The organism is Streptomyces sp. NPDC001153 (assembly GCF_053598315.1).
Genome location: NZ_JBSFJZ010000018.1, coordinates 61,282 through 86,837, shown reverse-complemented (window position 1 = coordinate 86,837; position 25,556 = coordinate 61,282). Strand labels below are relative to the sequence as shown.

Below are 25,556 nucleotides of genomic sequence, written 5' to 3'. Positions count from 1 at the left end.
CCCGGCCCCCTCGCCCCTGCGGCACCGGGGCCGGGGCGCGCCCCGCCTGCCCGCGGATCCCCCCACGCGGTGAAAAGATCACTCCTGACGCACCTCACGGCACCCACCCCAGGAGGCAAGATGTGACCGCCTACGACTGGGTGCTGCGGCTGCACACCCCCACCCCTCACGAACAGCAGACCCCAGCGGCCTGCTCGCCGCAGACACTGGCAGCCGCAGCCGCCGACCTGGGGCCCGGGCCCGTTCAATGGGCCGTGGACACCGCGGCCGCGATGACCCGGCGCGTCATCGAACGCGTCCCGGAGCACGGCGACGGACCAGGCCCCACCCTCACCCTGCGCCGCGCCGTCGAATCCGGCGTGCTCACGGCATTGATCACCCTGCGCCACGATCGCGCCCCGTCCAAAGCCGACATCCCACCCGACACCGTGGACAGCGACCGCGAATTCGCCCGGCGCGGCATCCCACTCGACCGAGTGCTACGGGCCATCCGAGTCGGACACGCAGAGCTGGCGCGCGAACTGGCCGCCGCCATCGAACGCGAAGTGCCGCCGGGCGACCAGCTCTCCGAGACACAGCGCATCAACGAGCGCTTGTTCGATCACGTCGACATGCACGCCTCTGTCATGGCGGAGGAGTACATCGCCGAGCGGGACCGCTGGAGCCAGAGCAAAGCCGCGGCACGCCGCGCGCTCGTGGACCGCATCCTGGCCGGCACGCCCATCGGTGATAGCGAGGAGGCGGAAGTCCTGCTCGGCTACCCGGTCCACCGCTACCATCTCGCCTGCATCCTGTGGCCCGCAGTGAGCGATCCGCCCGACACATCCGAGACCAAACTGCGTGCCGCAGTCGCCGACATCGCTCACACCATCGCCGGCGCAGCCACCTTGACCGTGCCGGCCGAAGCCTCGATCACCTGGCTGTGGATCGGCCTGCCCCGCACACCCACCAGCGGACTTACCGACCTGATCAAGGCCACCCTCACCTCACACCCCGACATCCGCGCCGCTCTCGGAATCCCGGCCCACGGCCTGGCCGGCATGCGCCAGAGCCACCTGTGCGCCCGCGAAGCAGGACGCCTCGCCCTGCTCTCCGGCAACCGCATCTGCGACTACCGGTCCGTCCGACTGGCCGCCCTGATCACCACCGACCAGGAGCAGGCCCGCTGGTTCGTCGACAGCGCCCTGGGACCCCTTGCCGCCCACGACCCGCGCACCACCAAGCTTCGCGAGACCCTCCAGTGCTACCTGGCCAACGGACGCAGTCTGATCACCACCGCCGAACAGCTCCACATCGCCCGCAACACCGTCGCCTACCGCGTCAAGAGCGCCGAGGCCCGGCTCGGCCGGACCACAGGCACCGACGAACTCGAACTCCGCGCCGCCTTGGAGGTGACCAGCCGCCTCGGCCACGCCCTCTGGCAGGCCGACGACCAGGAGCGGACGTGATCCTCGGCATCACCGCCGACGTACCCCACGTCTTTCAGCCGTTCGCCGGAGTCCTCGACGAGGCCGACCAGGCACTGGACCGCGCCGTCCGCATCCTCAGGCAGCACGTCCGCACCCCGGACTCAGCGACCGCCCCGGCGGTACGAAGCGGTCCGACGGCCTTGCTCCCGGCTACGACGATCCGCCACCGGCATCGCCAACGGCAGAGGTACGGGTCACGCGCGCGGTTACGAGGATGCGGTGAAGTCGAGCTCCTCCAGGGTGACCTGCTGCTCGAACTTCGCTCGCTTCAGGCGCCGTTGGAAGGCGACCATCTCGCGGCGGGCGATCTCCTCCTGGCAGAGAACCTGCGGGAACTCCAGGTGCCCGAGTTCGCCGCCGTGGGCTTGCGGGAGAGGGGCGTCCAGGGTCTCCAGCATCCCGGACAGCGGCAGGGCCTTGAGAGATTCCCCCAGGGCGGTGTCCAACATGCTCATCACGCAACACTGTCCTGACCCAGGTCGTCGCGGTCGCCGTCCGGCGTCCCGGGGGTCTCGACAGCGGCGAACAGGCCCTGGGGCGCGTGCAGGAGGGCCGCAGCGCCGGCGGGCCCGGTCTCCGGCTCGGGATCCGTCCCGGTGCCGGCGATCAGGGTGCCCTTGGTGGTGCGGTAGGACGGGTCCACGACCGTGAGGGCCTTGGCGCAGGCGGCCTCCAGCTGAGTCCTGCCGTACTTCTTGCGCAGGCCCAGGATCCCCTGGGCGGCTTGGAGCCGGGAGAGAGCGCCGCCTTCCAGCAGCGATTCGACAACCTCCCGGCAGGCGGGGCAGTCGGTCTCGTCGGTGCGCTTGCCCTGTTCAAGTGCCGTGTGTGCCTTGACGAGTTCACCGTCGAGAAGCGTACGCCGTGGACGCCCGGGGAGCCTCCGCAGGCGCCGGATATGCCACCCCCGGCGCTGTCGGGGGTGCCGGTGCCGAGGTCATCGGAATCACAGCCACTCGAAGACCGGCTCGCTTCTGTGTGCGCCTTGCGGGGCGCATCAGGAGTCACCTGGCGGGCGGAGTCGTGATCAGGTCCATGCCCGGGTAGCGGCCGGTGACGAAGCCCGCGGCTTCGTAGACCGGCTTCCCGGCCTCGCTGGCGTGCAGTTGGATGTAGTGGATGCCTGATCCGTGGAGCCAGCCGACCAGTTCGTCCACGATGCGGCGTGCGTGGCCGCGACCGCGGGCCGGGGTGTCGGTGACGATGCCGTCGAGGTAGCCGCGGCGCCCGTCGGGCCAGTGCGTACCGGGCAGATGGTAGGTGACCCAGGCCATGCCGCAGGCGAGAAGAGGTTCACCGGGACCGCCGCCGACGACGAGGCAGACGCAGTCGTCGCGGCGGTTGATTCGCTCGTCGAACCAGTCGCGGGCGATATGCCGCCACGGTGTGTCGGCCGGTCCAGGATCGATGCCCAGGCTCTCCAGCGCGACGGCGCGCAGCCGGATCAGTTCCGGAATATCTGCTGTGAAGGCCTTGCGAGGCTGCATGTCGCGGCTCCTCTTGTTGTTTCGGCCCGGTTCAGCGGGCCATGGTGAGCAGGACGCGACCGAAGGGCCGGTCCTCGATCAGATGACGCTGCGCTTCGGCAGCCTGTTCCAGCGGGAACACGCGGGCGATGGCGGGGGTGATGCGGCCCGCGCGCAGCCAGTCCAGCAGGGTCACGCGGGCGGCGTGGGCGACGTCCGGCGGGGTCGTCGTGAACGTGTAGCCGTAGGCGGTGGCGTTCTTCCATATCAGGTCGGTGATGTTCACCGTCCCTTCGGTGCCGCCTGAGTATCCGACGCCGACGTAGACGCCGCCGTGTGCGAGGGCGGCGATGCAGGGACCGAGCAGCGGACCGGCGACGCCGTCGACCACGACGTCCACGCCCCTGCCGTCGGTGATGCGCGCGACGCCGTCGGTCAGGGATTCTCGGGACAGGTCGATGACATGCTCGTAGCCGGCGGCGCGGGCGGCTTCGGCTTTGTCGGTGCGGCTTGCGGTGGAGACGGCCAGGGATGCGCCGAGTTCGCGGGCCACCTCCACGGTGCCCATGCCGACGGAGCCACCAATGCCTGGCGCCAGGACGGTACCGCCGGCCTTCAGCCCGGCAAGTCGGGTCAGGACGAGGTAGGCGGTGCTGTATCCGGCACCGGCGAACAGTGCGCAGGCGGCCTCGTCGCTCACCGCGTCGGGAATCGGTATCAGTTGGTGGGCGTCCGCGGTCAGTTGCTCGCGCCAGGTGCCGTCGGTGCGCCAGCCGAGCCCGCCGCCGCCGACCACGACGCGCGCCCCCTCCGCCAGAGCGGTCGTCCCGGGGTTGGTGATCCGTCCCACCGCGCCGCCACCGGGAATGTGGGGCGGCGTCTGGTGCAGGGAGGGGTCCATCCGCCCTGCCCTGATGGTGTTGTCGGCCGGGCTCACCTCGGCGTAGGAGAGCCGGATCGACGCCCGGCCGCCGGTGGCCGGTTCGGCAGGACGGTCCACGAGCCGCAGTTCCTCGTAGCCGCCGTGGCGTCGGTACTCGATCGCCCGCATGGCGCTTCCACCCCCGTATGTTCGGATCACGGGCCGTCCGGCGACCCTTGATGCTCCCAAGCCAATGAAACAGATTCTGTTACGACTGCACGCAAGGGCGGGCCCCGGCCGGCCTCGCTCGGCGGTTCAGCCGGAGCGGGCGGCCAGGGTGTCCCGCAGGACGTCCGCGATCGAGACCCCCGCGAGCTCCCGCCGGACTGCCTCCTCCGCGTCGACGTAGACGCGGCGCAGCGCGGGCTGGATGCCGCGGCCGACGGGGCACGCCTGGTTCGGTTCGCCGTGGTGCAGGGCGAACAGGGGCTCGTCGTGCACCGCGCGGTAGACGTCGAGCAGCGCGATGGACTCCGGTTCGCGAGCCAGCGTCCAGCCGGCCCCGGCGCCGTGTCGGACCGTCACCAGGGCCGCCTTCCGCAGATCGGCGAGGCTGCGCCGGATCACGACGGGGTTGGTGGCCACGCTTGTGGCGATCTGGTCCGAGGTGACCACGTCGCGCCCGCGGCCGTGCACCAGGGCCATCCAGGTCAGCACATGGACGGCGACCGTCATCCTGCTGTTCGCGCTCACGCCCTTCACCCCCTTGCTGTAACGATAACAGTTACAGCAAGAACTTCAGCCGGGGGTTCGGGTGATGCTGAAGTCACACCAGGCCAGGTATGCGGAGACGCCGAGGGCTAGCCGTGTCTCCCGGCTTCGGCACCCGTGAGGGTTTCACCGATGCTTGTAGAGTGATGGGGTGGCATTCATGAGCACCCCGCACTGCTGCTTCCTGTGACCGGAAGACGTTGAGGGCGATACCGTACGGCGTCGCCCTCCTTGGTGTGCCTGCTGCGTGAACCACGTTTCCGGCGCTGCCCGTTTCCTTCCTGAGGCAGCGACGCGCTGAGCGCGCATGCGGGCACGGTCTCTTCCCTTCACCTTCGCCAGGAGTGCCTCGTGCCCGCGTCGCTTCCCCCTGCCCTCGAACTGTCCCTCGACCTGCTGCGCTGCCCGACGTGTCGCACGCGTCGCCTGCGTCCCGACCGTGGCGCACTGCGCTGCCCGGTGGGCCACACCTTCGACATCGCCCGCCACGGTTACGCCGGCCTGCTGACGGGCATCCGCGCCACCAGCGGCGACGACGCGGCCATGGCTCAGGCCCGGGACCGGTTCCTGTCGACCGACACGTACACGCCCATCCGCAAGGTCGTGGCCGGCCTGGCGGCCGACGCCGTGTCTGAGCAGACCACGGTTGTGGACGTCGGGTGCGGCACGGGCTACTACCTGGCCGGCGTTCTCGACCAACTGCCCGGCGCCCGTGGTCTGGGGCTGGACACATCGGTGCGCGCGCTGCGCTCAGCGGCCCGGGCCCATGAACGAGCCGCCGCGGTGGCCTGGGACGTCTTCCGCCCCGTTCCGCTGGCCAGCGGAGTGGCCGATGTCGTGCTGGACGTGTTCGCCCCGCGCAACCCGGCCGAGTTCCACCGCGTGCTGCGCCCGACCGGCCGGTTGATCGTGGTCCGTCCCAGCGCGCGGCACCTGGCCGAGCTGCGCGGCCGGGTGCCTGCGATGGTCACGATCGACCCGGCCAAGGAACAGCGCCTGCATCGAGCGCTGGATCCCTTCTTCAAGGCCGCCGTCACCGAACAGGTCGAATACACCATGCTTTTGACCAGGCAGGAAGCCCTCGACCTGGTGGGAATGACGCCGAGCGCACGCCACTTGAGTGCTGCGGACCTGGATGATGACGCCTTCCTGCCCGACCAGGGCACCGTCTCCGTGCTGGCCACCGCCTACCAGCCTCGGTGACCACGAGCGGACGCATGCGCCTGCTGACCGATACCGCACCGGAATTCTGTGGAGAGCTCTGCCCCGGGAGCCGTTCGGGCCCTGGCAGATGGGTGTGGAAGCGCCATCGTAGGGGGGCCGGCGGCACCTACGTCTCCATAGCCGGCGAAAACCGTGGCCACCCACTCCTCCGACGGCCCCTTCATCTGCCTCATCCCCGACCGCCAGGGGACCGGAACCTTGCGGTCGACCCGCCGCGCACGGAGCCGCTGCCGCCGCACGGAAGCAGGCTTCCGGCCTCAAGCACCACCTGCTCAACCTGGTCGCCGACGTCATCGGTCTCACCGACGCCTACAGCTGCTTCACCAAGGGCGACGTCATGGGCTGCGTCAACACCGCCCTAGCAGTCGTCCCCTGGGGCAAGATCTTCAAAGCCGTCAAGGTCGGCATCGAGGCCTTCAAGGTCTGGCGAGCCCTTGACCGCGCCTACACCGCCGTCAAGGACGCCGAGGAAGCCGCGAAAATAGCCGACGGCGTCCCGGATTCGGAAGGCGCGATCGACGAGGCGGAGAAAGCCGAGAGCGCCGGCACGGAAGCCGCCGGCTGCGCCGTACACGGTTTCGTCGCAACGGCGGCGGTGCGCCTGGCCGGTGGCTCATCCCAACCGATCAGCCAGATCAAGACCGCGCTTTGCGCCGTGCTCATCCAGTTCGGGTTCGTCCTTGTTTGCGGTATCCATCCAAGATGTCCTGACGGAGCAGGTAACCGAAGCCGGAAGACTCCAGCCGCAACCCTAGCTGGGCCTCCCCGATACCAAGATCGGCCGCGGTGTCCGCCAGGTGCCAGTCGTTGGCGGCAAGCCTGCTCAGGAGGTGGCCACGACGAACCTGGTTCTCTGACAGGCGAAACGTCTTGAGGTAGGCGATCCTGCCCCTGTCGTCGCTGATGGCCTCACCGATGTGGTTCTCCTGTTTGGGGCGGAACGGCGGCAGGAAGCGGGAGAGCGTGAAGCGTCCCATCCGGAAGACCGACTGCCAGGTGTAGGCGTGTTCCAGCAGGCCGGTCGCCATGGTCGTGTCGTGGAAATGCGTCCAGGCATGCTCCTGTTCGGCAACTGCCGTGCGCAGGTCGGTCAGGGAGCGGATCTGCGAGTCAGGTATGCGGGCCCGGAAGTCCGGCACCGGCGGCATCAGCGTGGCGTAGTGGTGGATCAGTTCGCCGTACAGGTCCTGCAGGAGCGTTGGGTGAAGTGCACGGTAGTCGTCGGGGTGCGGGACCGCGAACGCGGCAGCGAGCGCGTCGGCGACGTAGACCATCACGCCACACTGGTTGGGGTGGATCTCGAAGATGCGCAGTGCGTCGGCGAGCCCGCGTACTTCGGCACCCACATAGGCTTCCTCGACGCGAGGAGAGAGTCCTTGACGGATCGCACGCTGCGACCACTGCTCCCACGCGAGGGAGGGGCCGCCGAAGTGCAGTGCCAGGTAACCTTCCAGTGCCAGGTGCATAGGGAGGAACCGCAGCCGGTCCTTGGCCTCACGGCGGGCCATTCTGCGGTGGAAGCGGAGGCCCATCGTGGCGGCGGGAGCCGAATTGCCGTCGGCGGAAAGCTGTGTGCCGTAGGCGGCTGCCGGCGTGCCGTCATCAGTCCACGTGGCGACGAATCCGTGCGGGATGTAGGAGATGTAGCCATGGCGCGGGCCGAGCTCGACCAGCCCGGCCACATCCCCGTAGAGCTGCGAGCCCAGACGGAGGTCGTCGACAGGCTCGTCACGCACGAGCGGCACCAGTCTGACGGCATTCCAGACCTGGGAGGGGCGTGTGGCCAGGCCGGTCAGGTCCAGTGTGGTCATCGCGCCCGCTCCTGGTGGTGTCCGCTCGTCATTCGGGCCGCGCGGGTGTGCATGTAAGTGATCAGTTCGGCCAGGCCAGTCCGGCCTTCCGCGAACTGGGCGAGTTCCACCAGTGCGGGAAGGTCCTCGGCGTCACGGATACCCGCGGTGGGCACCGTCGCGGACAGCCGACGCACGTCGAAATCGGCTGCGTCGTAGACGGGGTTGAGATGCACGATGCTGGTGCGACGCTCGGGATCGAGCCGGGTCCGCCAGATGCGCAGCACCTCGGCGGCCAGGCCGGGAGGCGCGTTGTCCCATCCGTCGGAGACGATCACCAGCCTGGACGGGGCGGTGTCCAGCGCGTCGAGGATCCGTCGGCCAACCGGCGTCGGCCCGTACGGATAGGTCAGCAGCGCGTCAGTCCGCCCAGAAGTCCACAGCCCGGTGTAGTCGCCGGCAAGGGCCGCCAGCAGATAGTGGCAAGCCAGGGCCACGGCCAGCGGTCGACGCCGCTTGTGAACCGAACCGAAGGCGGAAAAGCTGTCGTCCAGGACGGCGGTGACCTTGCCCCAGGTCCCGCGGTGGAAGCCGGCCACCCGGTCGGCGGCCGATTCCAGGGCGTGGGTCAACTCGGTACGCCGGCGCCGACGTTCCTCGACGGGCAGCGAAAGGACATAGGTAGCCAAGCGGGTCAGCGGCATCCCCGCCAGGTCCGCTTGTACCCGTGTAGTCCCACGTTTGTGCGCGGACTCCTGCAGCCGCATGGTCTCCAGGCGGGTCATCCGCGGAGCTATGCGCTCCAGGAAGACATCCCGGGGAATGCCGTACTTGGCGGCGAAGCCCTCGGCAACCGTATAGGGCAGCTCATACAGGGCGGCCTGCTCGTAGTGCGCGCGGCGCCACATCTCCAAGAGGGGTGTCGCATAGTGCGGGCGGGCCAGCGGCGCGAACAGGAACGTCCCCAGCTCTTCGGTGGCGGGGGCCACGTGTGCATGACGAAGGGCTCGCTTCAGGCCGCTGCGGTACTTCACGGCATCGAACGCCAGGTCTTGGCGGGCGGACAGCCAGTCACGCATGATCGCGCGGCTGCGACGGTTGTTCACCCTGGCCCGGCGCAGGGCGCCGAACAGTCCGTACACGCGTTGCGGCGGCAGCGTCGCAAGACGGCGCGCGATCAGACGGCCCTCGCTGCGGCGTTGCTCGGCCGTGGCCTCACCGCCGGTCTCCAGCAGCCGCCGGATGATGAGGACAGCGTTGTAGTCGTTGATGTCGAGGGCAAGGACCCCGGCGTACAGGTCACGGTAGTTCCCCAGCATGTACGCATGGAGAAAGTCCAAGGACAGCCGCTGCTCGCCCGCGTCGCTGTGGAATTCACGCTGGCCAGTGGAGGTGATCGCCGCGTTGACGAAGAGCAGCACGTCGTCGGCTGCGACCAGGTCCCCGTACGAATCCATCCACATCTTTCCCCAAGAGCGCTGACGCCGGCCGGGGAATGGGGGCACGAGCTGCGAATCATTGCTTCAGAGGCAGGTTCCGGAAGTCGCACCGGAGTCCCGCGGCCGGCCACAGGACCGTAACAGAGCAGGCCACAAGCCCTCCACCCACTTCCCCCACCTCGCTGGCACGGGGCGATCCCCAGACGCCGACAAGGTGCGAGGGCGGAGTTCCGCAACCGGCACTCCGAGATCGAGCCGTTTGTCCATCTCAAGCCGGAAGGTCGTCCACGGCCTGGCGGCCGCCGTGGATCTCGCGGTGCGGGGAGGTAACACGTCCACGCCGCCGCCGAGACTGCGACCTTGTCGTGGCTCTCGCCCGCATGTCCGGGCGGGGCAAGCGGCCGGTGGACCTGGTACTGCTGCTGTTCGTTCGACGGTCTCCCAGTGCAGGAGGCAACGGACCGCGCCGACTTCCGTGCCGCCGCGCCGGCGGCGCGATCAGCCTGCTGTTCGGCCTGTCCACCGAACGCCTTTGCCACCTGACGCCTGAACACCTCAAGTTCGGTGACAAGCACGCCCAGTTGGTCCTGGGCCGCCCCCTCCGTCCGGCTGCCTCCACGGCTCGCCCAGCTGCTTCGGCAACTTACCGAACGGCCCCAACCGCGTCCGCAACTTTCGCGAGCCCACCCAGGCCCTCGGTGGCTCTTCCCGAGCCTGGTCCCGGGCAAGCCGATCTCGAGGCACGGCATGACCACCCAGAAACCCAACCCGCACGGCACCCTGGTTCGCACCGCGCGCGACAACGGGGCGCTTGCTGCCCTCGCTGCTGATCTCCCCAGCCCGATCCTCGCCGACGTGACCGGGATGCACCGCCACACCGCGCTCCGCCGGGTCGCCTACGCCAGACGTGACGAGGCCGAGTACCTCGGCGCGAGAGCTGAGGACAAATCAGGAGACGTCGTTCCAGGCGTCGACTAGCCTCGCGAAGTTGTGCTTCGCGCCTTCAGGAGGAGACCTCATGGCCCAGCCCTTCCCGCCCCTCGAACCGTACGCGCGCGGTCTCCTCGATGTCGGTGACGGAAACCGGATCTACTGGGAGACCAGTGGGAACCCCGATGGGAAGGCGGCCCTGTGCGTGCACGGAGGCCCCGGCAGTGGAGGGCGCCGTGGCAGTCGCAAGATGTTCGATCCCGAGGTCTTCCGGATCGTCCTGTTCGATCAGCGAGGCTGCGGTGAAAGCCGGCCTCACGCCTCCGACCCGTCCGTCAGCCTCGATCACAACACCACCGACCACCTCATCGCCGATATGGAGCGGCTGCGCGAGCACTTGGGGATCGAACGCTGGCTCCTCTACGGCGGCTCCTGGGGCTCAACACTGATCCTCGCCTACGCTGAGCGCCATCCCGAGCGGGTCTCCGAGGTCGTCATCGTCGGCGTCACCATGACCCGGCCGGAGGAGACCGACTGGCTCTACCACGGCGTCGGACGCCTGCTGCCAGGACCCTGGGAGACATTCCGCGACGCACTGCCGGAGGCGGACCGGAGCGGCAATCTCGTGGCCGCCTACAACCAGCTGCTGAACAGCCCTGACGAGGCGGTCAGGGAGAAGGCGGCGCGGGACTGGTGTGCCTGGGAGGATGCTGTCATCGCCCACGAGGTACTTGGTCATCCGGGCGCCTACACAGACAAGACTGACCACGCACTGATGGCCTTCGTCCGGATCTGCGCGCACTACTTCGCGAACGATGCCTGGCTTGAAGATGGACAACTGCTCCGTGACGCACACCGGTTGGCCGGTATCCCAGCGGTGCTGATCCACGGCCGACTCGACCTCGGCAGCCCGTTGAAGACCGCGTGGGAGTTGTCCAAAGCGTGGCCAGACGCGGAGCTGAAGGTGATCGACGACTCCGGACACACAGGCAGTCCCGCGATGCAGGACGCGATCCTGGAGGCGATCGCGCGGTTCGGCAAGAGCGGACGGTGATTGGCGCTGCTGCGCCGTGCGCTCCAGCGAGGGCCACTCAGCGATCGTTGCCAGCCCGCAGGCTGCAGCAACAGCATCGTCGCCCCCGAAGACCCACCGATCTGGCGAGCGGAGCACGCCTCCCTGACTCGCCTTCGAGGCCTTCCCGTGCCCCAGGCCAACCGCAGAGCGGTGATCGGCCGGCAGATCCGTGAAGTCGAGATCGCACTCATCAGGTCGAAGGAAACATGACCATCCCGAACCAGCCCGGTCTCTCCCTCAAGGCCGAAAGGGTCCTGCGGGAGGCCATGGAACGCCTCTTCGCCGGTCGCCCCATCCGCACCGACGGCAAGCCGACCGAGCAGAACCTCTGGATCGGAGGCAGGCGTGAGCCGAGCCACCATGAACCGCGCAACCCCGGTACTCGCTGACTGGGACAACCGGGTCAGCCAAGGCACCGCGAGCAAGCACGACCAGAAGCTGACCGAGGATCACCCACCCCGGCGTCGACTGCAGGACAACCGCCTCGAGCAGCAGCGGCTCCAGGACGAGGTCGACGCCGCCGCGGCCACTGTCATTGCCGCACTCCTCGCGGAGAACGCCGCACTTCGCGAGCCGGCCGGCAATCGGTCAGCAGTGGTCACCCGCCTGGGCCGCACTCAGGCCGCACGAGAATGAGACTGTCTGGTCTGAGGTGGTTGGAAGCCACACCCCTCGAGGCGTCGAGGCAGCCGAAATCCAGCACAACGACGTTTGACCAGGCCACCACGCCGATCAGGCGCCGGATGGGCCACCGGCTCGAACCCGAGCCAGTACCTGATCGGCCAACTCCTGCGGGGTCAGCTCGCCGTCCAGGACCACGGTGTCGCTGGGCAGGGTGTCGGCCGCGGCCATGCACGGTTCGATCCTGTCCTTGCACCAGCGCCGGACCCGCTCGTCCTGCTCGTGGTTGTCCGGAGTGAAGCTCCGGCCGTCGATCCGCTTCTCCAGGACATCTCGGGGGACCTTGAGGAAGAAGTGGTGAACGTCGATGCCCGCGTCCTTCAGCACGCTGAAGATCTCACCCGCATACCCCGGGTCGACCAGGGTCATGGGGACCAGAACAGGACGGTGGTACTCCTCAACCAGACCCACGGCCAAGCTGGCGACCTCCCGCCGCCACAGCCTGAGATCCTGGAAATCACCGGTCGGCACCTCCACGATCTCCCGCAGGACATGGCCGACCATCTCCGGGTCATACACGAGCGCCTCGAGCCAGCGCGGACGCAACTCTTCCACCAGCGTGGTCTTCCCGCTGCCGAACGCACCGTTCACCCAGACGATCAACGTGATTCTCCCGGCTCCGTTGCCATGCCCCGCGCGGGCCCAGCGTGTCGGATCAGCATGCCGCGCGGCTTGGTGGCGCCAGACTCCTCTGCACACCGGATCGGACACTCGAAGTGAAACAGAGAGGTTCGGAATCAGTGCGTGACGAAGGCCACTTCGCCACTTGGTGCAACCGGCAGCCGGGAATCGCGGCGCGGGCCGTAGCGCACGCACAACCTGACGTGGCGGATGGTGCGGCGCTGAGGGTCCCGCACCTGCCGTCCCACTGGTGCCCTCCTGCTGACACGCCGTCGACCGGTGTGCGAAGCTGCCGATCACGAGGGAGGGGCGTGGCGGTGGGGCGGGAGCACACGGCGGGCGGGCGACGGCGGCACAGCACGATCGGCGCCGCACAGGCCGCGTTGACGGTACTGGTGGCGGGCGGAGCGGCCCTGGGAGCACTGCTGCTGCACCCCGACACGGGCCTGTTGGCCAAGGGCCGCTCGGCGGCAACCCCGTCCTCGTGGTCGGCCTCGCCCTGCTGTCACTCCTTGGCGGCTTGGCGCTGCGCGAGAAGTACCGGGAGCAGGTCGGCGCCGCCGGGGAACTCGAACTCAACCCGGTGGAACAGCGGCTGGTTGACGGCGTGAGCCGCGTCCTGCTGACCGCGTCGCTCGTCGTCCCGCTGCTCGTCCTGGTCCTGCACCGGTTCGGTTCGTCCGGCAGCAGCCGCGAGGCCGGCCACGGGGGCGGCCACGAGGCGTTACCGCTTCCCGGCCCGCGGCAAGACCCGGTACCCACCCTGCCGCCCGCACAGCATGCCGGGCACGCCGACCACAGCATGCACTTCGGGCTGACACGCATCCTGCTCGGTCTCGGCATCGCCCTGTTTGCCGTGGTCGTCGTGATCGCCGGGCTGCACCTGTGGCGGTATCTGACCCGGCCGCCGGCGCCCGAGGCCCTGGCGACGTACGCGACGTTCGACGACGCGCAGGAATGCCTGACCCAGGCCGTGGACTCCGGGCGCCGTGCCCTGCTGGACGGAACCGGCGCCCGCGCAGCCGTCATCGCCTGCTACGCCGCCATGGAGGAGTCGCTCGCCGACTCCGGGGTGGCTCGGCGCGCCTCGGACAGCCCGCAGGACTTGCTGGAGCGGGCTGTCGCGGGCGGCCTGCCCGCGGGGGCGGCCGTCGTCGAGCTCACCGCCCTGTTCCGCGAGGCCCGTTACTCCACGCACCCGATGGACGGCGGCCACCGCGACCGGGCCGCGGCGGCTCTCGCCGAGATCGCCGACGGACTGCGCTCGCGGGCGTCCGGGCCCGAAGCCGTGGCGGGTGCCTTGTGAAGGTGCCCACACGGGTCCGGACCTTCACCGGCTCCGTGCTGCGGGCGCCCGGATCGGTACGGCACTCGCTGGCCGTACTGAGCACCGTCGCGGTCGCGGCCGAGGTGCTGCTCGCCCTGGCCGACGGTGCCGCCGCGGCCGTCACCGGCCTCGCCCTCGTCACCGCTGTTGCGCTGGTCCTGGGGCGCTATGCCGCGGGCGGCGCCGCCCAGGACAGCGGCTTTCGCAGGCCGGTGCGCCTGCTGCACAGCCGGGCCCCGGCGCTCGGCGAGTGGCGGCGCATCGTGGCCAAGGCCCTCGCGGACGACGGCGAAGCGCACCTCGACACCGTTCTGCGGCCGCAGTTGCAGCGGCTGTTCGCCGCCCGGCTGGCCGAACGGCACGGCGTGGCGATGTACCGGAGCCCGCAGCGGGCCCGGGCGCTGGTCGGCGCCGAGCTGTGGCCGTGGATCGATCCCGAGGCGACCGCTGCGCAGCCCACTCTCCCCGAGCCCGTCCTGCGCTCCCTGCTCGACCGTCTGGAAGCCCTGTGACCGGTGTCGCTGCGGCCGACCCCGCAGCCCGCGCACCCCGACCCCGCCCCGTGAGGACCCAGCTGTGACCAGCCCGCAACCCATCCCGGACCACGACACCCTGACACCTCGGCAGGCGGGCGAACGGGCCGCGGCCGTGCTTGACGAGATGCGCACGGCCGTGGTCGGCAAGGCGGAACCACTGGCGCTGGTGATGCTCGGCATCCTCGCCGGCGGCCATGTCCTCATCGAGGACCTGCCGGGACTCGGGAAGACCCTTCTGGCACGCTCCTTCGCCACCGCTCTGGGCCTGGACTTCCGCCGCATCCAGTTCACCCCGGACCTGCTGCCCTCCGACGTCACCGGAGCTCCGTTCTACGACCAACGGACCGCCGACATGGTCTTCCGGCCCGGACCGGTCTTCACCCACCTGCTGCTCGCCGACGAGATCAACCGCACCCCGCCCAAGACCCAGGCCGCGCTGCTGGAGGCGATGGCCGAGTCCCAGGTGTCCATCGACGGAAGCACCCGGCCGCTGCCGGAGCCCTTCGTGGTCGTCGCCACCGCCAACCCCATCGAGTACGAGGGCACGTACACCCTGCCCGAGGCCCAGCTCGACCGGTTCCTGCTGCGGGTTCGGATGGGCTATCTGACGGCGTCCGAGGAGGCAGGCATGCTGCGCGCGCGTGTCGACCGGGCGGCACCCGAGGCGGTGCTGCGTACGCTCAGCGGTCCGGGCGAGGTGCTGGCCATGCGGGCCGCTGTCGAACGAGTCGAGGTGGACGACGACCTGCTGGAGTACGTCGTCGCGCTGGTCGGCGCCACCCGGGCCCATCCGCACATCCAGGTCGGTGCCTCTCCGCGCGGCGGCCTGGCCCTGGTGCAGCTCGCCCGCGCCCGAGCCGTCCTGGACCTGCGGGACTACGTGACCCCGGAAGACGTCAAGTCCGTGGCGGTGCCGGCCCTGGCGCACCGCGTCACCCTCAAGCCGGAACTGTGGGTCCGGCAGATCGACGGCGACGACGTGATGCGCGAGATCATGCAATCCGTGCCCGCCCCGCAGACCCTGCCGCGCACGCCGGTCGCCTCATGACGGAGCCACTGCCGGCCCGCAGAGCGGCCGCCGCCGTGCAACGGGCCCTGGACGGCCGCCACGACGTGACCGCCGAACCCCCGCCGCCGCCTCCGCCCGGCTGGCGCACCGGTGAACGCGCGCTACGGCTGGGCACGTTGGCCGTCGTCGCGCTGGCCGCCGCGCTGGTCACCGGGCGGCCCTGGGTACTTGCTCTCGCCACCGCGCCCCTGGTGCTGCTCGCCCTCGCCCTGCCGAGCGGGCCGCGTCCGGAGGCGGTGACGGCCGAGGCCGAGGTGGAGCCGCGGCGGTGCTTCGAGGGCGAGCAGGTGAGGGTGCACATCACTGTGTCCTACGACGGTGAGACCGGCCGCCTGGACCCCGGCGTCGCCCTCGGCCACGGCGTCCGGCTCGACCACCTCGCGATCGGCCCGCACCGCGTCGATCTCGTCCTGACCGCGCAGCGCTGGGGCCGCTGGACCCTCGGCACGGTCGACGTCGACGTCTACGACCGCGGCGGGCTGGCCCGGCGCACCGTGCGGGCGGAACTCGGTGAGGTCGCCGTCTTCCCGTTGCCCGAACACGCCGGCCTCACGCCCATCCCGGTCCGGCTGCCGCAACGGCTCGGCGAGCACACCGCCGTGCAGCGCGGCGAGGGCGTCGAGGTCACCGGCGTACACCCGTATGTGCGCGGCGAGCGTCAGCGGCGGATCCACTGGCCGGCCACCACCCGTCGCGGCGCCCTGCAGGTCCACCAGTTCGCCGCGGAGCGCACCGCCGACACCGTGGTGCTGCTGGACGTGCTCGCCGACGTGGTCGACCCGGTCACCGGCGCGTCCTCGCTCGACGAGACCTCCCGGGCCGCAGCCGGCCTGGTCCGCGCCTACCTGCGTACCCACGACCGGGTCGGCGTCGTGTCGGTGGGTGGAGCGACCCGCTGGCTGCAACCGGGCAGCGGCCAGGGGTACTTCTACCGCATCGTCGAGAGTGTGCTGGAGGTCCGCAAAGACCTCGCGTACCGCACGGCGGGCCTCAGCCTGCTCCCACCGCCCGCGTTGCCCGAAGGAGCGCTGGTGTACGTCATCACGTCGCTGACCGACCAGCGGATTCTCGACGTCCTGCACCAGGTGCGCGTACGGTCCAATCCGATGATCGTTGTCGAGATCCCCACCGGCGACCCGGTCGTGGAACCCGGCGACACCGAGGGCGAACTCGCGCTGCGGCTGTGGCGGGCTGACCGCGACGCCATGCGCTTCGCCCTCGTGGAACGCGGCATCGCGGTCGTCGCCCACCGGCCCGGTGAGACCCTCGATCTCGCCCTTGCGCCGCTGCTGCGCACCCGCGTCCACGGGGGGACCCGATGACCACCGTCCCCGCCCGGTTCGCCCGGCCAGGCCCGCGCCCGCCCGACGGCCGAGCCGCTCTGCTCATCGCACGTCTCACCTCCCGCATCACCGACCGCTTGCTCGGAACGGCCCTTGCCGTCGCCGCCTGCAACCCGCCGGCCGCCCTGCACACACCGCCGCTGGTCAGGGTGCTGGTGCTCGGGGCGGCGGCGGCCGCGTGGTGGGCGGCTCCGATGGTCGACGCGCGCCCCGTCCTGACCTCCATGCACTGGCGGACCGTCGCGGCCCGCCGCAGGAATACCGTGCTGCCGGCCGCGGCGATCGCGGTCGCGGCGGCCACCGGCCCCGCGGTCTGGCTGGTCGTCTGCATCGCCGCACTGCTGCTCGCCTACCTGCTCGTCACCGACGCGTGGACAGTCGGTGTCACCGCCCCGCCCGGCCGGCCGTCGGCGACACCCGCACTGGCGACCGCCGCCGCGACCTCGGTGGTCCTGCTCGCCGCCGAGACGCCGGTCGCGGGCACCTCGTGGGCAAGGCTGCTCGCCTCACTCGCCATCGCCGCGACCACGGTTTGCCTGGTACTGGCGCTGCGTGCCCGTCGCAGCCCGCGCGGCTGACCGCCGAGCCCGGCGGGGTGTATCAGCGGGTTGGGACGGCGCGCATGCTTGGCCGAGGGGGTCACACGGTCACGTGTTCGAGCAGGACGCGCGGCAGGCCGGAGAGGACCTGGACCGGTGTACGGACCTGCTGGCACCGGGGGCCCGGGAGCACCACGAGTTCGACGTCCTCCCCGCCGACGCGAGGGTGTTCCGACTCTTTGCCGAGATCATTCCAGCGTTGTCGGGTGCTCGGCCCCATCCCCGACTGGGTGCTCTGCCGCCGGCAGCAGTTCAGCCACAGATCCGCGCAGCCCGCCGCGCCGCACACCTCTCCCAAATCGCCCTCGGGGAACGCGTCGGCCGCGCCCACAGGACAATCCAACGGGGGGCCGGCGCCCGGCCGAAGGGGACGATCCCCTTCGGCCGGGCGCCTGGTGGCTGCTGGTCAGGGCCCGGGTAGCGGACCGCTTCCACAGCTTCACCGGGCCGCCCTCGCCTACTCGCCAGCCGTTTCGGTGCGGGGTGAGGGTCGCCGCGGAGTTGAGCGGTGCCGGCCGAGTCGAGTGCCCGGAGTGCGGCAGCTTCGGATCAGCGGTGCTGCCGGGCCGGACGGGCTCAGAAGTACGACGGGACGTAGTTGTAGCAGTAGTTGTAGCGGCCGTAGTACGAGTCGCCGTCGAGCAGCAGCCAGCCACCCGTGCCCTTGCCCACGATGCCGTCCTTGCCGAGGCCATGACCGGAGGCGCCCTGGTACCACTCGACCCAGCTCTTGGTGTTCGGACCCCACAGACCGTCCTCGGCAAGCGGGCGTCCCTTGCCCTTGGCCGATGCGACGTCGTTGACGAGGTGCTGTACGCACCACACTCCGTGGCTGTTGTTGGCGTAGCCGTCGCCGATGTAGCCGGCTGACGGGGACGCCTGGGCCTGAGTGAGGGTGCCGACCGTGAGGAGTGCGGTAGCAGCGGTGATGCCTGCTGCCTTGGCCATGGCTGTCAGTCGCATGGAGGGATTCCCTTCTTCGATTTCATGCCTGACCGATGGTTGCTGAAAGCCTTGCGCGGAGCCTTAGCCGGGAGTGCCAGGGGCTGAGTTCTGCGTGCCAGTCTTGAAGTCGTGTGCGTGGTCGCGGTAGTCGCTGGGCGTGATGCCGTACTGCGTGCGGAAAGCGCGGGTGAAGTCGGCGGGGCGGAGAAGGCCCCAGCGGGCGGCTATCGCGTGGATGGGCCGCGTGGACAGGCGCGGGTCGGACAAGTCGCGTCGGGCGCGGGTGAGGCGCTGGTGGCGGATGTGGGAGGCAACCGTGGCGCCATGGGCGTGGTTGCGGAAGAGGCGGTGCAGGGTCCGCAGTGAGATGTGGTGAGCGGCGGCGACGGTGGCAGGAGAGAGTTCGGCGTCGCCCAGATGCCGACGGATGAAGTCCTCGATCTCCAGGAACTGCATGCGCTGGCGGGTCCCGGCGGGTGTCTGGTCTGCGGCATCGCTGTGGTGGGCCAGCCATGCGGCGATCAGGTCGATGAGGACGCCGCCGAGCCGCTGACTGTCGGCGGGCGGGCAGGGCACGGTGTCCGTGGCCACGTGGGTGAGGAATCCGGCGAGCAGACCGCCGACACCTTCGCGTCCTGGCATCCGGGTCGCCAGCAGCTGGTCGACGCGGTTCGACGACACCGGGACCATGGCCCGGGGGATCTGTACCACTACGGAGGCCGCCGTGTCCTGCCCGGCCTCCACGACCGCTGCGTAGGGGCGGGAGGTGGAGTACACCACGAGATCGCCTGCTCCGAGCGGAGCTTCGCACCGACCCTGGACGATGCCCTGCTGTCCGCGGAGGATGAGCCCCACGGCGTACATTTCAGGATCGGACTGGCGGATCAGCTGCGGTGTCCGTCGTGACGTCATGGACGCGTAGGTCAGGGCAGTCACCTGTGCCCCGCCCAAATCCGCGGCTCGCAGCGAGGCCCGGAATTCAGCTGCGCGGTCGATGGTGAACTCATTCGGTATCAGCGCGCTTGCCGTGATGTCCCGCCATGCCTCCACCCGGTCCAGCACCGGCACGCGCTGACTGTCGAACACCGTCTCCAGCACCGACGTCGTCCCCCTCTTTCTTGCCTTCTGTGCGGTCCTTGGCACTCTCTCTCGCGCGGACCTGCCAGAAAAGCCAGCCGTCGGACACAGTGGGCGGACAAGAACGCCGCAGGTCGCGGCGCCTCCGAGGTTGCCCGGACTGGGCCTGGAGCCCGCGCGCTCCTTCGCCGGCGCCCAGAAGGGGGTGACCGAACTCCGGACCGGCGACGACCCGGCAGCCTGATGCCTCCCCGTGAGGACCGTCACGCTTCGTGCGCCACCTGTTGCGCCCCCGCTGGAAGCACATGCCGCACCCGCGGCGGCGAGGTCGCCCTGAAGTACCGCGCTGAGTTCGAATTTCGCACGCCCGCCGACCGAGGCCCTGGACGTGCCTGGGAGATGGGCCCGGCGATCGACGCCGCGGTGCCCCGAGACCGCGACGAAGCCGACCCGCGTCGGGTTCGCACGCACCATCGGGTGATCTTCACCGGCCACGAGATGAAGCGCCTCGGTCACGGCGCCGCCGAACTTCTCGCCATCGCCGAGGATTTACGCCACCACGACATCGAACGGGAACTTCTCACTGGCCCGCTCAAGGGCGTCCACGACCCGTCCGGACACGGCGCCGCCCTCTTCGCCTCTTCGCAGGCATGGCCGAGTGCGAACGCGACTACGTCCCGGAGAAGTCCCTCGAAGGCCAGGCATCTGCCCGCGAGCGCGGCCGGTACGGCGGCAGTTCCAAGGTCGTCGACGACGCCATGGCCGCCTACGCCCGCGACCTGCGTGCTCAGAACGTCCCGTCCCCGAGATCGCCCGCAAGCTCGACATCCCGTCCGGAAAGAACAAAGAGCGAGCATCCCTCGGTCGCCACGGTCTACCGCATTCTCGCCGAGGACGACGCCGCCGAATCGACTCACGGAGCATCACGCTCAGCTAGGTGTCGGTTGTTTCATCGTTCGTTAATGGCACGACGGCCGTGGGTTCAGCGTGACTGAGGGACTTTCACCGGGAACCCACGGCGCCTTCGGCAGGCGGGCTCGGAAGTGCCGTGGGTTCGTCGCCGGTGTTCCGGGGTGTTCCGGTCAGGGCCGTAGCTTCCGTGCCTGCGGGTCGAAGCAGTTGAAGACCATCGGCCTGACAGGTCGGGGGGCGGTTCTTCGTCTTGGGCCATGGGGGCAGAACGAGGACACGTTCGTAGCCCCTCAGTCGATACAGAACTCGTTGCCCTCGATGTCCAGCATCGGAATGCACGAATCATTGCCGTCATACAACGTTCGCACGTGTACCGCGCCGAGCGGGACCAGGCGTGCGCATTCGGCCTCGAGTGCGGCGAGGCGCTCTTCACCCACGAGTCCAGTGCCGACCCTCACGTCAAGATGCAGGCGGTTCTTGGCGGCCTTGCCTTCGGGGACGCGCTGGAAGTACAGTCGCGGGCCCACACCTGAGGGATCTACGCAGGCGAACCATGAATCCCGCTGCTCAGGTGGCTGCGAGCGCTTGAAATCGTCCCAAGTGGCAAACCCCTCCGGTGGAGGCGGTACGACATACCCCAACACCTCGCACCAGAAACGAGCAAGGCGCTCAGGTTCTGCGCAGTCGAAGGTGACTTGGAACTTCTTGATCGATGACATCGGTCCACCCTAAGGCTTGTCCCGCAATGATCAACTGGCGCTGGCAGTCAGGGTTGCGGAGCCCACGTTCGGCCTGACTATCCCGCGAGGGCGAGGTTGTGGAGGTGGGCGATGCCAAGCATGGCGTGATGCACGCCGTTCCCTTTCAAGCGGCAGCCGCGACGGATCTTCCAGCTCTTCATGCGGGCGAAGGCGTGCTCCACCCGGGCGCGGACCTTGCGGTGCGAGCGGTTGTGCTCCTCCTTCCAGGTCGGAAGTTCGTCCTGGCCGCGTTCGCGACGGTGCGGGATCACCAGCCCAGTACCGCGGTACCCGCCGTCGGCGATCACCATGGTGTTGCCGACGGCGGACTTCGCCCCGGACAGTTCCCACGCCTTGCAGTCGTTGCGGTTGCCCGGCAGGGGCTGGCCAGCCACGACGACCAGCCGGGTATCGGCGTCGATGATGACCTGGTGGTTGGTGGAGTACCGATAATTCTTCGACTGCTCGACGACCGCGTGATCGCGCGTCGGAACCAAGGTGCCGTCGACGATGAGCACGGTGTCCCTCCGGGACCGTTTGCGGGTCCGCAACGCGAGGAGGGGCCCCATACGATCGATGATCCTGCCGACCGCAGACTTCGAGATCCCAAACAACGGAGCCAGCTGCCGGAGCGTCAGATTGGTTCGCCAGTATGCCGCTACCAACAAGACCCGGTCCTCCAGTGGTAGGCCCCACGGCCGACCGCGCTGAACGGCATCGGTCTCTTGCCTGCGAACAGTTGTGACCAACTTGCTGAAGCTGCGCAGGCTCAACCCGGTAAACGGGGCTATCCAGGACGGCTGCGAACGCCGTGATCACTCCGGCCACACCAAGATCATCCCAGCACGGTCACAGGCGTGGGCTGACTCCCACCGTCACAGCTCCCACCACAGGTCCATGTTCTGGTGGACGCGCTCGCGCAGACAGCTTGAGTGGGAGTACACAAGCTGCCGCACGTTGCTGGAGTGCGCAGGACCAAGCCGGAGCTCATTCGCATCCTGGTCCTGCTCAAGATCGACGACGAGCCAGCAGAAGCAACAGGTGGGGTTCCGGTCCAACGACGCACTCCCTCGTAGTCCCGCCAACGGCGCCGAGCACCTCACACTCTACGTCCGGAGCGGCACGCCAATGCGGGACAGCCTGTAGGGCCTGTCCGGCGGATCAGGGTCGGAAGGCCCTAGGCGACCTTGGGGCCGCAGCGCATACCGACGTAGACGCAGGCTGTGCCGTCCTCCAGGGTGGAGAAGACCACGGGCATGTAGTCCTCGCTGAACGCCGCGCCCACCCCGGTACCCGCGAAGACCGTCTCCGTCACCGGTATCAGGTCTATGTCCAGGGGCTCGGAGAAGTCCTTCATGCCGTCGACGAACTCGTACACCGCGTGGCCCGCCCCGTCCCGCTCGGTCACGGTGATGACCACGCCCTCGCGCCGGTACGTGCCGACGAGCGGCGCCCAGTCGACCACGGGCGGTGTGGCCGGCGGGGCGAAGGGCGCCGGCATCGTCACTCCGGCCAGCTCGGCGAGGAGTTCCCGGTAGAGCGCCGCGTACAGTTCGCGCGCGCCGCCACCGTTGGTGAGCAGCGCGACTGCGACGCCCGCCGTCGGCACCACGCGCAGATAGCCGTACTGCCCGATGGAGGCGCCGTCGTGCCCGTATCCCTGGACGCCGTTCCAGTCGTACAGGGTCCAGCCCAGGCCCCAACCGTCGGCGCTGACGGTCCACTTGTCGGGGCAGTCGACCACGCGGCGCTGCATCAGCGCGACACTCTTCTCGGACAGCACGCGCGTGCCGTCCTCCGCCACCCCGCCCGCGAGGTGCATCCGCGCGAGGCGCGCGAGGTCCCCGGCCGTGGCGATGACCCTGCCGTAGGGGCCGGCCGAGCGTGGCATCAGGTCCCAGGACGGCGCCGGGTCCGGGTCCTGGCCCGGCTCGCCGAGGTGTCCCATCGCTGCACGGAACCGCAGCGCCTCCTCGGGCAGTGTCATCGTGTGCGTGAGGCCGAGCGGGGTGAGGAGCAGGTCCTTGAGGGCCTCGTCCCAGACCTGGCCCGTGACCACCTCGATGATCCGGCCGAGCACGTTGTATCCGATGCTGCTGTAGGAGATCGCGGTGCCGGGCGGGCAGTCGAGCGCCACGTCCTTGGCGGCCTCGACGTACTTGGCGAGGCAGTCGTCGCCGCGCCCGCTGTCGTAGGTGAAGTCACAGGTGAGACCGCTTGTGTGGCTGAGCAACTGGCGTGTGGTGATCGTCCTGGTCGCCTGGGGGTCGGCGACCGAGAACTCCGGCAGCACGTCCACGACCGGTGCGTCCAGGTCCAGTCGGCCCGTTTCGACGAGCCGCATCATCAGGGTGGCGGTGTAGATCTTGGCGATCGAGCCCATCTGGTAGACCGAGTCGGTCGTCGCCGTCACGCCCGTGCCGCGGTGGAGCACGCCGCTGGCCAGCTCGTGGACGGTCCCGTCCACGAGGACCGCGAGGGACGCGGCCGGGACGTGGTGCTTGGCGCGCAGTGCGTCGAGGCGGTTCTGCCAGTGGACGAGGTCCAGCTTCTTGCCCGCCGAGTCCCTGGTCCCCCAGTCGCCCTTGGCCTCCCAGTTGCCCTGCGCGTCCCAACTCACGTTCTTCGACATGCCAGCTCCCACCCGTTGCGTACGGCGTTCTCGATGCGAACACTGTACGCATTGCGTAACGCTGTACGCAAGATGCGTACAGTGTGCGCTATTGTGTGGGGCGATGGACGTGGGACGAGCAGAGACGAGGGGCCGCATGCCAGCCGACGAGAAACCGACCGCCTCGGTGTGGACCCGGCCGCGCCCCCGGCAGCGGGAACACCTGACCCGCGAGCAGATCGTCGCCGAAGCGATCCGCCTGCTGGACGCGGAGGGCGTCGAGGAGCTCAGCATGCGCAAGCTCGGCACGCGCCTGGGCACGGCGGCCACCTCCCTGTACCGGCACGTGGCCAACAAGGACGAGCTGATCGAGCTGGTCGTGGACGACGTCTACGGCGAACCGGATGTACCAACAGCCGCCGACGGCGCCCGGTGGCGCGCGGCCGTCACGCACACCGCCACCGAACTGCGGGCGATGACCCTGCGCCACCCGTGGATCGCCCCCGAACTGGGCCAGGTCGGCCTCGTCCACATCGGCCCGAACGCTATGCGGATGTCGTCGGGGCTGCTCGCGCAGTTCGAGGCGGCGGGCTTCCCCGCGGACGAGAGGGACCAGGCCATGAGCACACTCATGGCGTACGTCATCGGGATCGCGACCACCGAGGCCGCGTACCTCTCGCTGATCGCCCGCAGCGGCAAGACCGAGCAAGAATGGGTGGCGGGCCTGCGACCGGCCTTCGACGAGGCCACACAGGAGTACCCGCGGCTGCGCGCGGGAAGCTCCGCACAGCGGGACGTACACCCGCAGCGGATCCGCGATGACAACTTCACCTACGGGCTCGAGCGCGTCCTCGACGGCCTGACGGCCCGACTCACGCCCTAAGGACTGTCCGACGGGTCACGAGCGAAGCCAGAGCCGGACCGCGGCTACAGTCACGGTGCCGTGAAAGACGTAGGCCCGCTTGTCGTAACGGGTCGCGACTGCGCGGGAGTTCTTGAGTCGGTTGATCGTCCGCTCGACCTCGTTGCGGCGCCGGTAGCGGTCGCGGTCGAAGCCGGCGGGCCTGCCGCCCTCCCGGCCTCTGCGCCGCCGGTTGGCCCGCTGGTCCTTCGGCTCCGGCATCGTGTGCCGGATGTGGCGTCTTCGCAGGTAGCGGCGGTTCCGGCGGGAGCTGTATGCCTTGTCACCGCTGACGTGATCCGGCCGGGTTCGGGGTCGCCCGCCCAGCGGCCGGGGGACCCGGATCCGGTCTAGGACCTCGACCATCTGCGGGGCGTCGCCCCACTGGCCCGGCGTTGTCAGGAGAGCCAGGGGGCGGCAGCCGCCTTCGCCGGCGAGGTGAATTTTGCAGGTCAGGCCGCCCCGGGACCGTCCAAGTCCCTCGTCGGGGCGGTGGTGCCGGGGCGTCGACCTTATTTCGGGACCCGCGGCCTGGCCTTGCGCGCGCCGGCCGCGTGCTGATGGGCCCGGCAGGACGTCGAGTCGACGCCGACCATCGACCAGTCGATCCGCCCCACCAGGTCGGCGTCGGCCTGGACCGACTGCAGGATCCGTTCCCAAGTGCCGTCCGCCGACCAGCGCCGATGCCGTTCGTAGACGGTTTTCCACGAGCCGTAGCGTTCCGGCAGGTCACGCCACGGGACACCGGTGCGGATCCGGAACGGGATTCCGTTGATCACGGTGCGGTGATCGTTCCACCGGCTGCCCCGGCCACCCAGAGGAGGCAGATGCGGCTCCAGTAACGCCCACTCGCGATTCGTCAGATCCCCCCGACCCACGATCGAACCAACGAGCGACTAGGCAAAAGGTCACATGATTCGCCGGACAGAACCTAGTGGCGCGTGCTGGTCACCGAGATCCCGGGGTTTCATCGTCTGCGGCTCGAGGTCTTGCATGACATGAGTGGTGCCAACAGACCAGTCGCCTGAGCCGATGAGCGAATCGGGCCAGATCAGCTGAGACAGAGGTCAATTACGGGGTGTGAGCACGCCGAGGGCCGCCGGAGACTGGGGCCTCCCCACCGAAATCCGCCGCCGAAGTGGATATGGGAGGCACTGCGTGCGTGCTG

The 25,556-nt window shown here is 69.5% G+C and carries 27 protein-coding genes and 1 pseudogene; 12 read left to right on the top strand and 16 right to left on the bottom strand.

The features are described 5' to 3' along the window. Positions 1–122: 122 nt before the first annotated feature. Positions 123–1,448 carry a PucR family transcriptional regulator gene (locus ACWDEN_RS21765; RefSeq protein ID WP_351621979.1) on the top strand — a complete coding sequence of 442 codons (1,326 nt, stop codon included), beginning with the start codon at positions 123–125 and terminating at the stop codon, positions 1,446–1,448. 227 nt (positions 1,449–1,675) lie between these two features. Here the strand turns inward: ACWDEN_RS21765 and ACWDEN_RS21760 are convergent, their stop codons facing one another. The 5 genes from ACWDEN_RS21760 to ACWDEN_RS21740 all read right to left on the bottom strand — a co-directional run bounded on the left by ACWDEN_RS21760 (position 1,676) and on the right by ACWDEN_RS21740 (position 4,550). Next, positions 1,676–1,924 (bottom strand): ATP-binding protein, encoded by a 249-nt coding sequence (locus tag ACWDEN_RS21760; RefSeq protein WP_351621976.1) that lies wholly within the window; start codon positions 1,922–1,924, stop codon positions 1,676–1,678. Further along, positions 1,924–2,112: a hypothetical protein gene (locus ACWDEN_RS21755; RefSeq protein ID WP_351621973.1), complete on the bottom strand. Its 189-nt coding sequence runs from the start codon at positions 2,110–2,112 to the stop codon at positions 1,924–1,926. Before ACWDEN_RS21755 ends, ACWDEN_RS21760 begins: the two co-directional genes overlap by 1 nt. Positions 2,113–2,473: 361 nt before the next feature. Next, positions 2,474–2,956: a GNAT family N-acetyltransferase gene (locus ACWDEN_RS21750; protein WP_351621970.1), complete on the bottom strand. Its 483-nt coding sequence runs from the start codon at positions 2,954–2,956 to the stop codon at positions 2,474–2,476. A 31-nt stretch (positions 2,957–2,987) separates the two neighbouring features. Beyond that, positions 2,988–3,986, bottom strand: coding sequence for a quinone oxidoreductase family protein (locus tag ACWDEN_RS21745; RefSeq protein ID WP_351621968.1), 999 nt, complete (start codon positions 3,984–3,986; stop codon positions 2,988–2,990). A 126-nt stretch (positions 3,987–4,112) separates the two neighbouring features. Continuing rightward, complete coding sequence (locus ACWDEN_RS21740; RefSeq protein WP_351621966.1) at positions 4,113–4,550, bottom strand: Rrf2 family transcriptional regulator; 438 nt, start codon at positions 4,548–4,550, stop codon at positions 4,113–4,115. 369 nt (positions 4,551–4,919) lie between these two features. Between ACWDEN_RS21740 and ACWDEN_RS21735 the strand changes: the two genes are divergently transcribed. Then, positions 4,920–5,771, top strand: coding sequence for a methyltransferase domain-containing protein (locus ACWDEN_RS21735; protein WP_351621963.1), 852 nt, complete (start codon positions 4,920–4,922; stop codon positions 5,769–5,771). A 379-nt stretch (positions 5,772–6,150) separates the two neighbouring features. On the opposite strand, the gene ACWDEN_RS21730 is transcribed toward ACWDEN_RS21735, so the two are convergent. The 3 genes from ACWDEN_RS21730 to ACWDEN_RS21720 all read right to left on the bottom strand — a co-directional run bounded on the left by ACWDEN_RS21730 (position 6,151) and on the right by ACWDEN_RS21720 (position 9,039). Next, positions 6,151–6,366 carry a hypothetical protein gene (locus ACWDEN_RS21730; RefSeq protein WP_351621961.1) on the bottom strand — a complete coding sequence of 72 codons (216 nt, stop codon included), beginning with the start codon at positions 6,364–6,366 and terminating at the stop codon, positions 6,151–6,153. An 85-nt stretch (positions 6,367–6,451) separates the two neighbouring features. After that, a complete protein-coding gene (locus ACWDEN_RS21725; RefSeq protein ID WP_351621958.1) occupies positions 6,452–7,603 on the bottom strand; it encodes an ARPP-2 domain-containing protein in 1,152 nt (383 codons plus the stop codon). Continuing rightward, positions 7,600–9,039: a hypothetical protein gene (locus ACWDEN_RS21720; RefSeq protein ID WP_351621982.1), complete on the bottom strand. Its 1,440-nt coding sequence runs from the start codon at positions 9,037–9,039 to the stop codon at positions 7,600–7,602. The genes ACWDEN_RS21725 and ACWDEN_RS21720 overlap by 4 nt, the downstream gene beginning before the upstream one ends. 729 nt (positions 9,040–9,768) lie before the next feature. On the opposite strand from ACWDEN_RS21720, the gene ACWDEN_RS21715 reads away from it, so the two are divergent. The 4 genes from ACWDEN_RS21715 (at position 9,769) to ACWDEN_RS21700 (ending at position 11,662) form a co-directional block, all read left to right on the top strand. Then, positions 9,769–9,999 (top strand): hypothetical protein, encoded by a 231-nt coding sequence (locus ACWDEN_RS21715; RefSeq protein ID WP_351621956.1) that lies wholly within the window; start codon positions 9,769–9,771, stop codon positions 9,997–9,999. A 40-nt stretch (positions 10,000–10,039) separates the two neighbouring features. Beyond that, positions 10,040–11,005 carry a prolyl aminopeptidase gene (gene pip / locus ACWDEN_RS21710; RefSeq protein ID WP_351621953.1) on the top strand — a complete coding sequence of 322 codons (966 nt, stop codon included), beginning with the start codon at positions 10,040–10,042 and terminating at the stop codon, positions 11,003–11,005. 227 nt (positions 11,006–11,232) lie between these two features. After that, positions 11,233–11,415 carry a hypothetical protein gene (locus ACWDEN_RS21705; protein WP_351621950.1) on the top strand — a complete coding sequence of 61 codons (183 nt, stop codon included), beginning with the start codon at positions 11,233–11,235 and terminating at the stop codon, positions 11,413–11,415. Further along, a complete protein-coding gene (locus tag ACWDEN_RS21700) occupies positions 11,372–11,662 on the top strand; it encodes a hypothetical protein (protein WP_450859913.1) in 291 nt (96 codons plus the stop codon). The genes ACWDEN_RS21705 and ACWDEN_RS21700 overlap by 44 nt, the downstream gene beginning before the upstream one ends. A 96-nt stretch (positions 11,663–11,758) precedes the next feature. On the opposite strand, the gene ACWDEN_RS21695 is transcribed toward ACWDEN_RS21700, so the two are convergent. Then, positions 11,759–12,310 carry an AAA family ATPase gene (locus ACWDEN_RS21695; RefSeq protein WP_450859936.1) on the bottom strand — a complete coding sequence of 184 codons (552 nt, stop codon included), beginning with the start codon at positions 12,308–12,310 and terminating at the stop codon, positions 11,759–11,761. A 502-nt stretch (positions 12,311–12,812) separates the two neighbouring features. On the opposite strand from ACWDEN_RS21695, the gene ACWDEN_RS21690 reads away from it, so the two are divergent. The 5 genes from ACWDEN_RS21690 to ACWDEN_RS21670 all read left to right on the top strand — a co-directional run bounded on the left by ACWDEN_RS21690 (position 12,813) and on the right by ACWDEN_RS21670 (position 17,181). Then, positions 12,813–13,634 carry a DUF4129 domain-containing protein gene (locus tag ACWDEN_RS21690; protein WP_450859912.1) on the top strand — a complete coding sequence of 274 codons (822 nt, stop codon included), beginning with the start codon at positions 12,813–12,815 and terminating at the stop codon, positions 13,632–13,634. Positions 13,635–13,636: 2 nt separating this feature from the next. Beyond that, positions 13,637–14,167 (top strand): hypothetical protein, encoded by a 531-nt coding sequence (locus tag ACWDEN_RS21685; RefSeq protein ID WP_450859911.1) that lies wholly within the window; start codon positions 13,637–13,639, stop codon positions 14,165–14,167. A 64-nt stretch (positions 14,168–14,231) separates the two neighbouring features. Next, on the top strand, positions 14,232–15,239 hold the full coding sequence (locus ACWDEN_RS21680; protein ID WP_351623333.1) for an AAA family ATPase: 1,008 nt from the start codon (positions 14,232–14,234) through the stop codon (positions 15,237–15,239). Then, on the top strand, positions 15,236–16,582 hold the full coding sequence (locus ACWDEN_RS21675; protein WP_450859910.1) for a DUF58 domain-containing protein: 1,347 nt from the start codon (positions 15,236–15,238) through the stop codon (positions 16,580–16,582). The genes ACWDEN_RS21680 and ACWDEN_RS21675 overlap by 4 nt, the downstream gene beginning before the upstream one ends. Beyond that, positions 16,579–17,181, top strand: coding sequence for a hypothetical protein (locus tag ACWDEN_RS21670; RefSeq protein ID WP_450859909.1), 603 nt, complete (start codon positions 16,579–16,581; stop codon positions 17,179–17,181). The genes ACWDEN_RS21675 and ACWDEN_RS21670 overlap by 4 nt, the downstream gene beginning before the upstream one ends. Positions 17,182–17,242: 61 nt before the next feature. On the opposite strand, the gene ACWDEN_RS21665 is transcribed toward ACWDEN_RS21670, so the two are convergent. The 6 genes and pseudogenes from ACWDEN_RS21665 to ACWDEN_RS21640 form a co-directional block, all read right to left on the bottom strand. Further along, on the bottom strand, positions 17,243–17,533 hold the full coding sequence (locus ACWDEN_RS21665; protein ID WP_450859908.1) for a hypothetical protein: 291 nt from the start codon (positions 17,531–17,533) through the stop codon (positions 17,243–17,245). Positions 17,534–17,778: 245 nt separating this feature from the next. Next, entirely contained in the window at positions 17,779–18,165 is a 387-nt protein-coding gene (locus ACWDEN_RS21660; RefSeq protein WP_351623327.1) for a peptidoglycan-binding domain-containing protein, read from the bottom strand. A 63-nt stretch (positions 18,166–18,228) separates the two neighbouring features. Beyond that, on the bottom strand, positions 18,229–19,245 hold the full coding sequence (locus ACWDEN_RS21655; RefSeq protein WP_450859907.1) for an AraC-like ligand-binding domain-containing protein: 1,017 nt from the start codon (positions 19,243–19,245) through the stop codon (positions 18,229–18,231). A 1,181-nt stretch (positions 19,246–20,426) separates the two neighbouring features. Continuing rightward, positions 20,427–20,855, bottom strand: a complete 429-nt coding sequence (locus ACWDEN_RS21650) for a VOC family protein (RefSeq protein WP_351623443.1) — start codon at positions 20,853–20,855, stop codon at positions 20,427–20,429. A gap of 77 nt (positions 20,856–20,932) precedes the next feature. Further along, positions 20,933–21,704 (bottom strand): annotated as a pseudogene (locus ACWDEN_RS21645) (transposase). A 349-nt stretch (positions 21,705–22,053) separates the two neighbouring features. Further along, positions 22,054–23,508 carry a serine hydrolase domain-containing protein gene (locus ACWDEN_RS21640; protein ID WP_450859906.1) on the bottom strand — a complete coding sequence of 485 codons (1,455 nt, stop codon included), beginning with the start codon at positions 23,506–23,508 and terminating at the stop codon, positions 22,054–22,056. Positions 23,509–23,644: 136 nt separating this feature from the next. Between ACWDEN_RS21640 and ACWDEN_RS21635 the strand changes: the two genes are divergently transcribed. Beyond that, the gene (locus tag ACWDEN_RS21635) at positions 23,645–24,370 is read left to right on the top strand and encodes a TetR/AcrR family transcriptional regulator (protein ID WP_450859905.1); all 726 of its coding nucleotides are present in this window, start codon (positions 23,645–23,647) and stop codon (positions 24,368–24,370) included. A gap of 15 nt (positions 24,371–24,385) precedes the next feature. Here ACWDEN_RS21635 and ACWDEN_RS21630 read toward each other — a convergent pair. After that, positions 24,386–25,266, bottom strand: a protein-coding gene (locus tag ACWDEN_RS21630; RefSeq protein WP_450859904.1) for an IS5 family transposase whose coding sequence is annotated in 2 segments (ribosomal slippage) — positions 24,386–24,903 and positions 24,903–25,266 — 882 coding nt in all. Because the reading frame shifts where the segments join, the coding sequence is not laid out codon by codon here. Between the last annotated feature and the right edge of the window lie 290 nt (positions 25,267–25,556).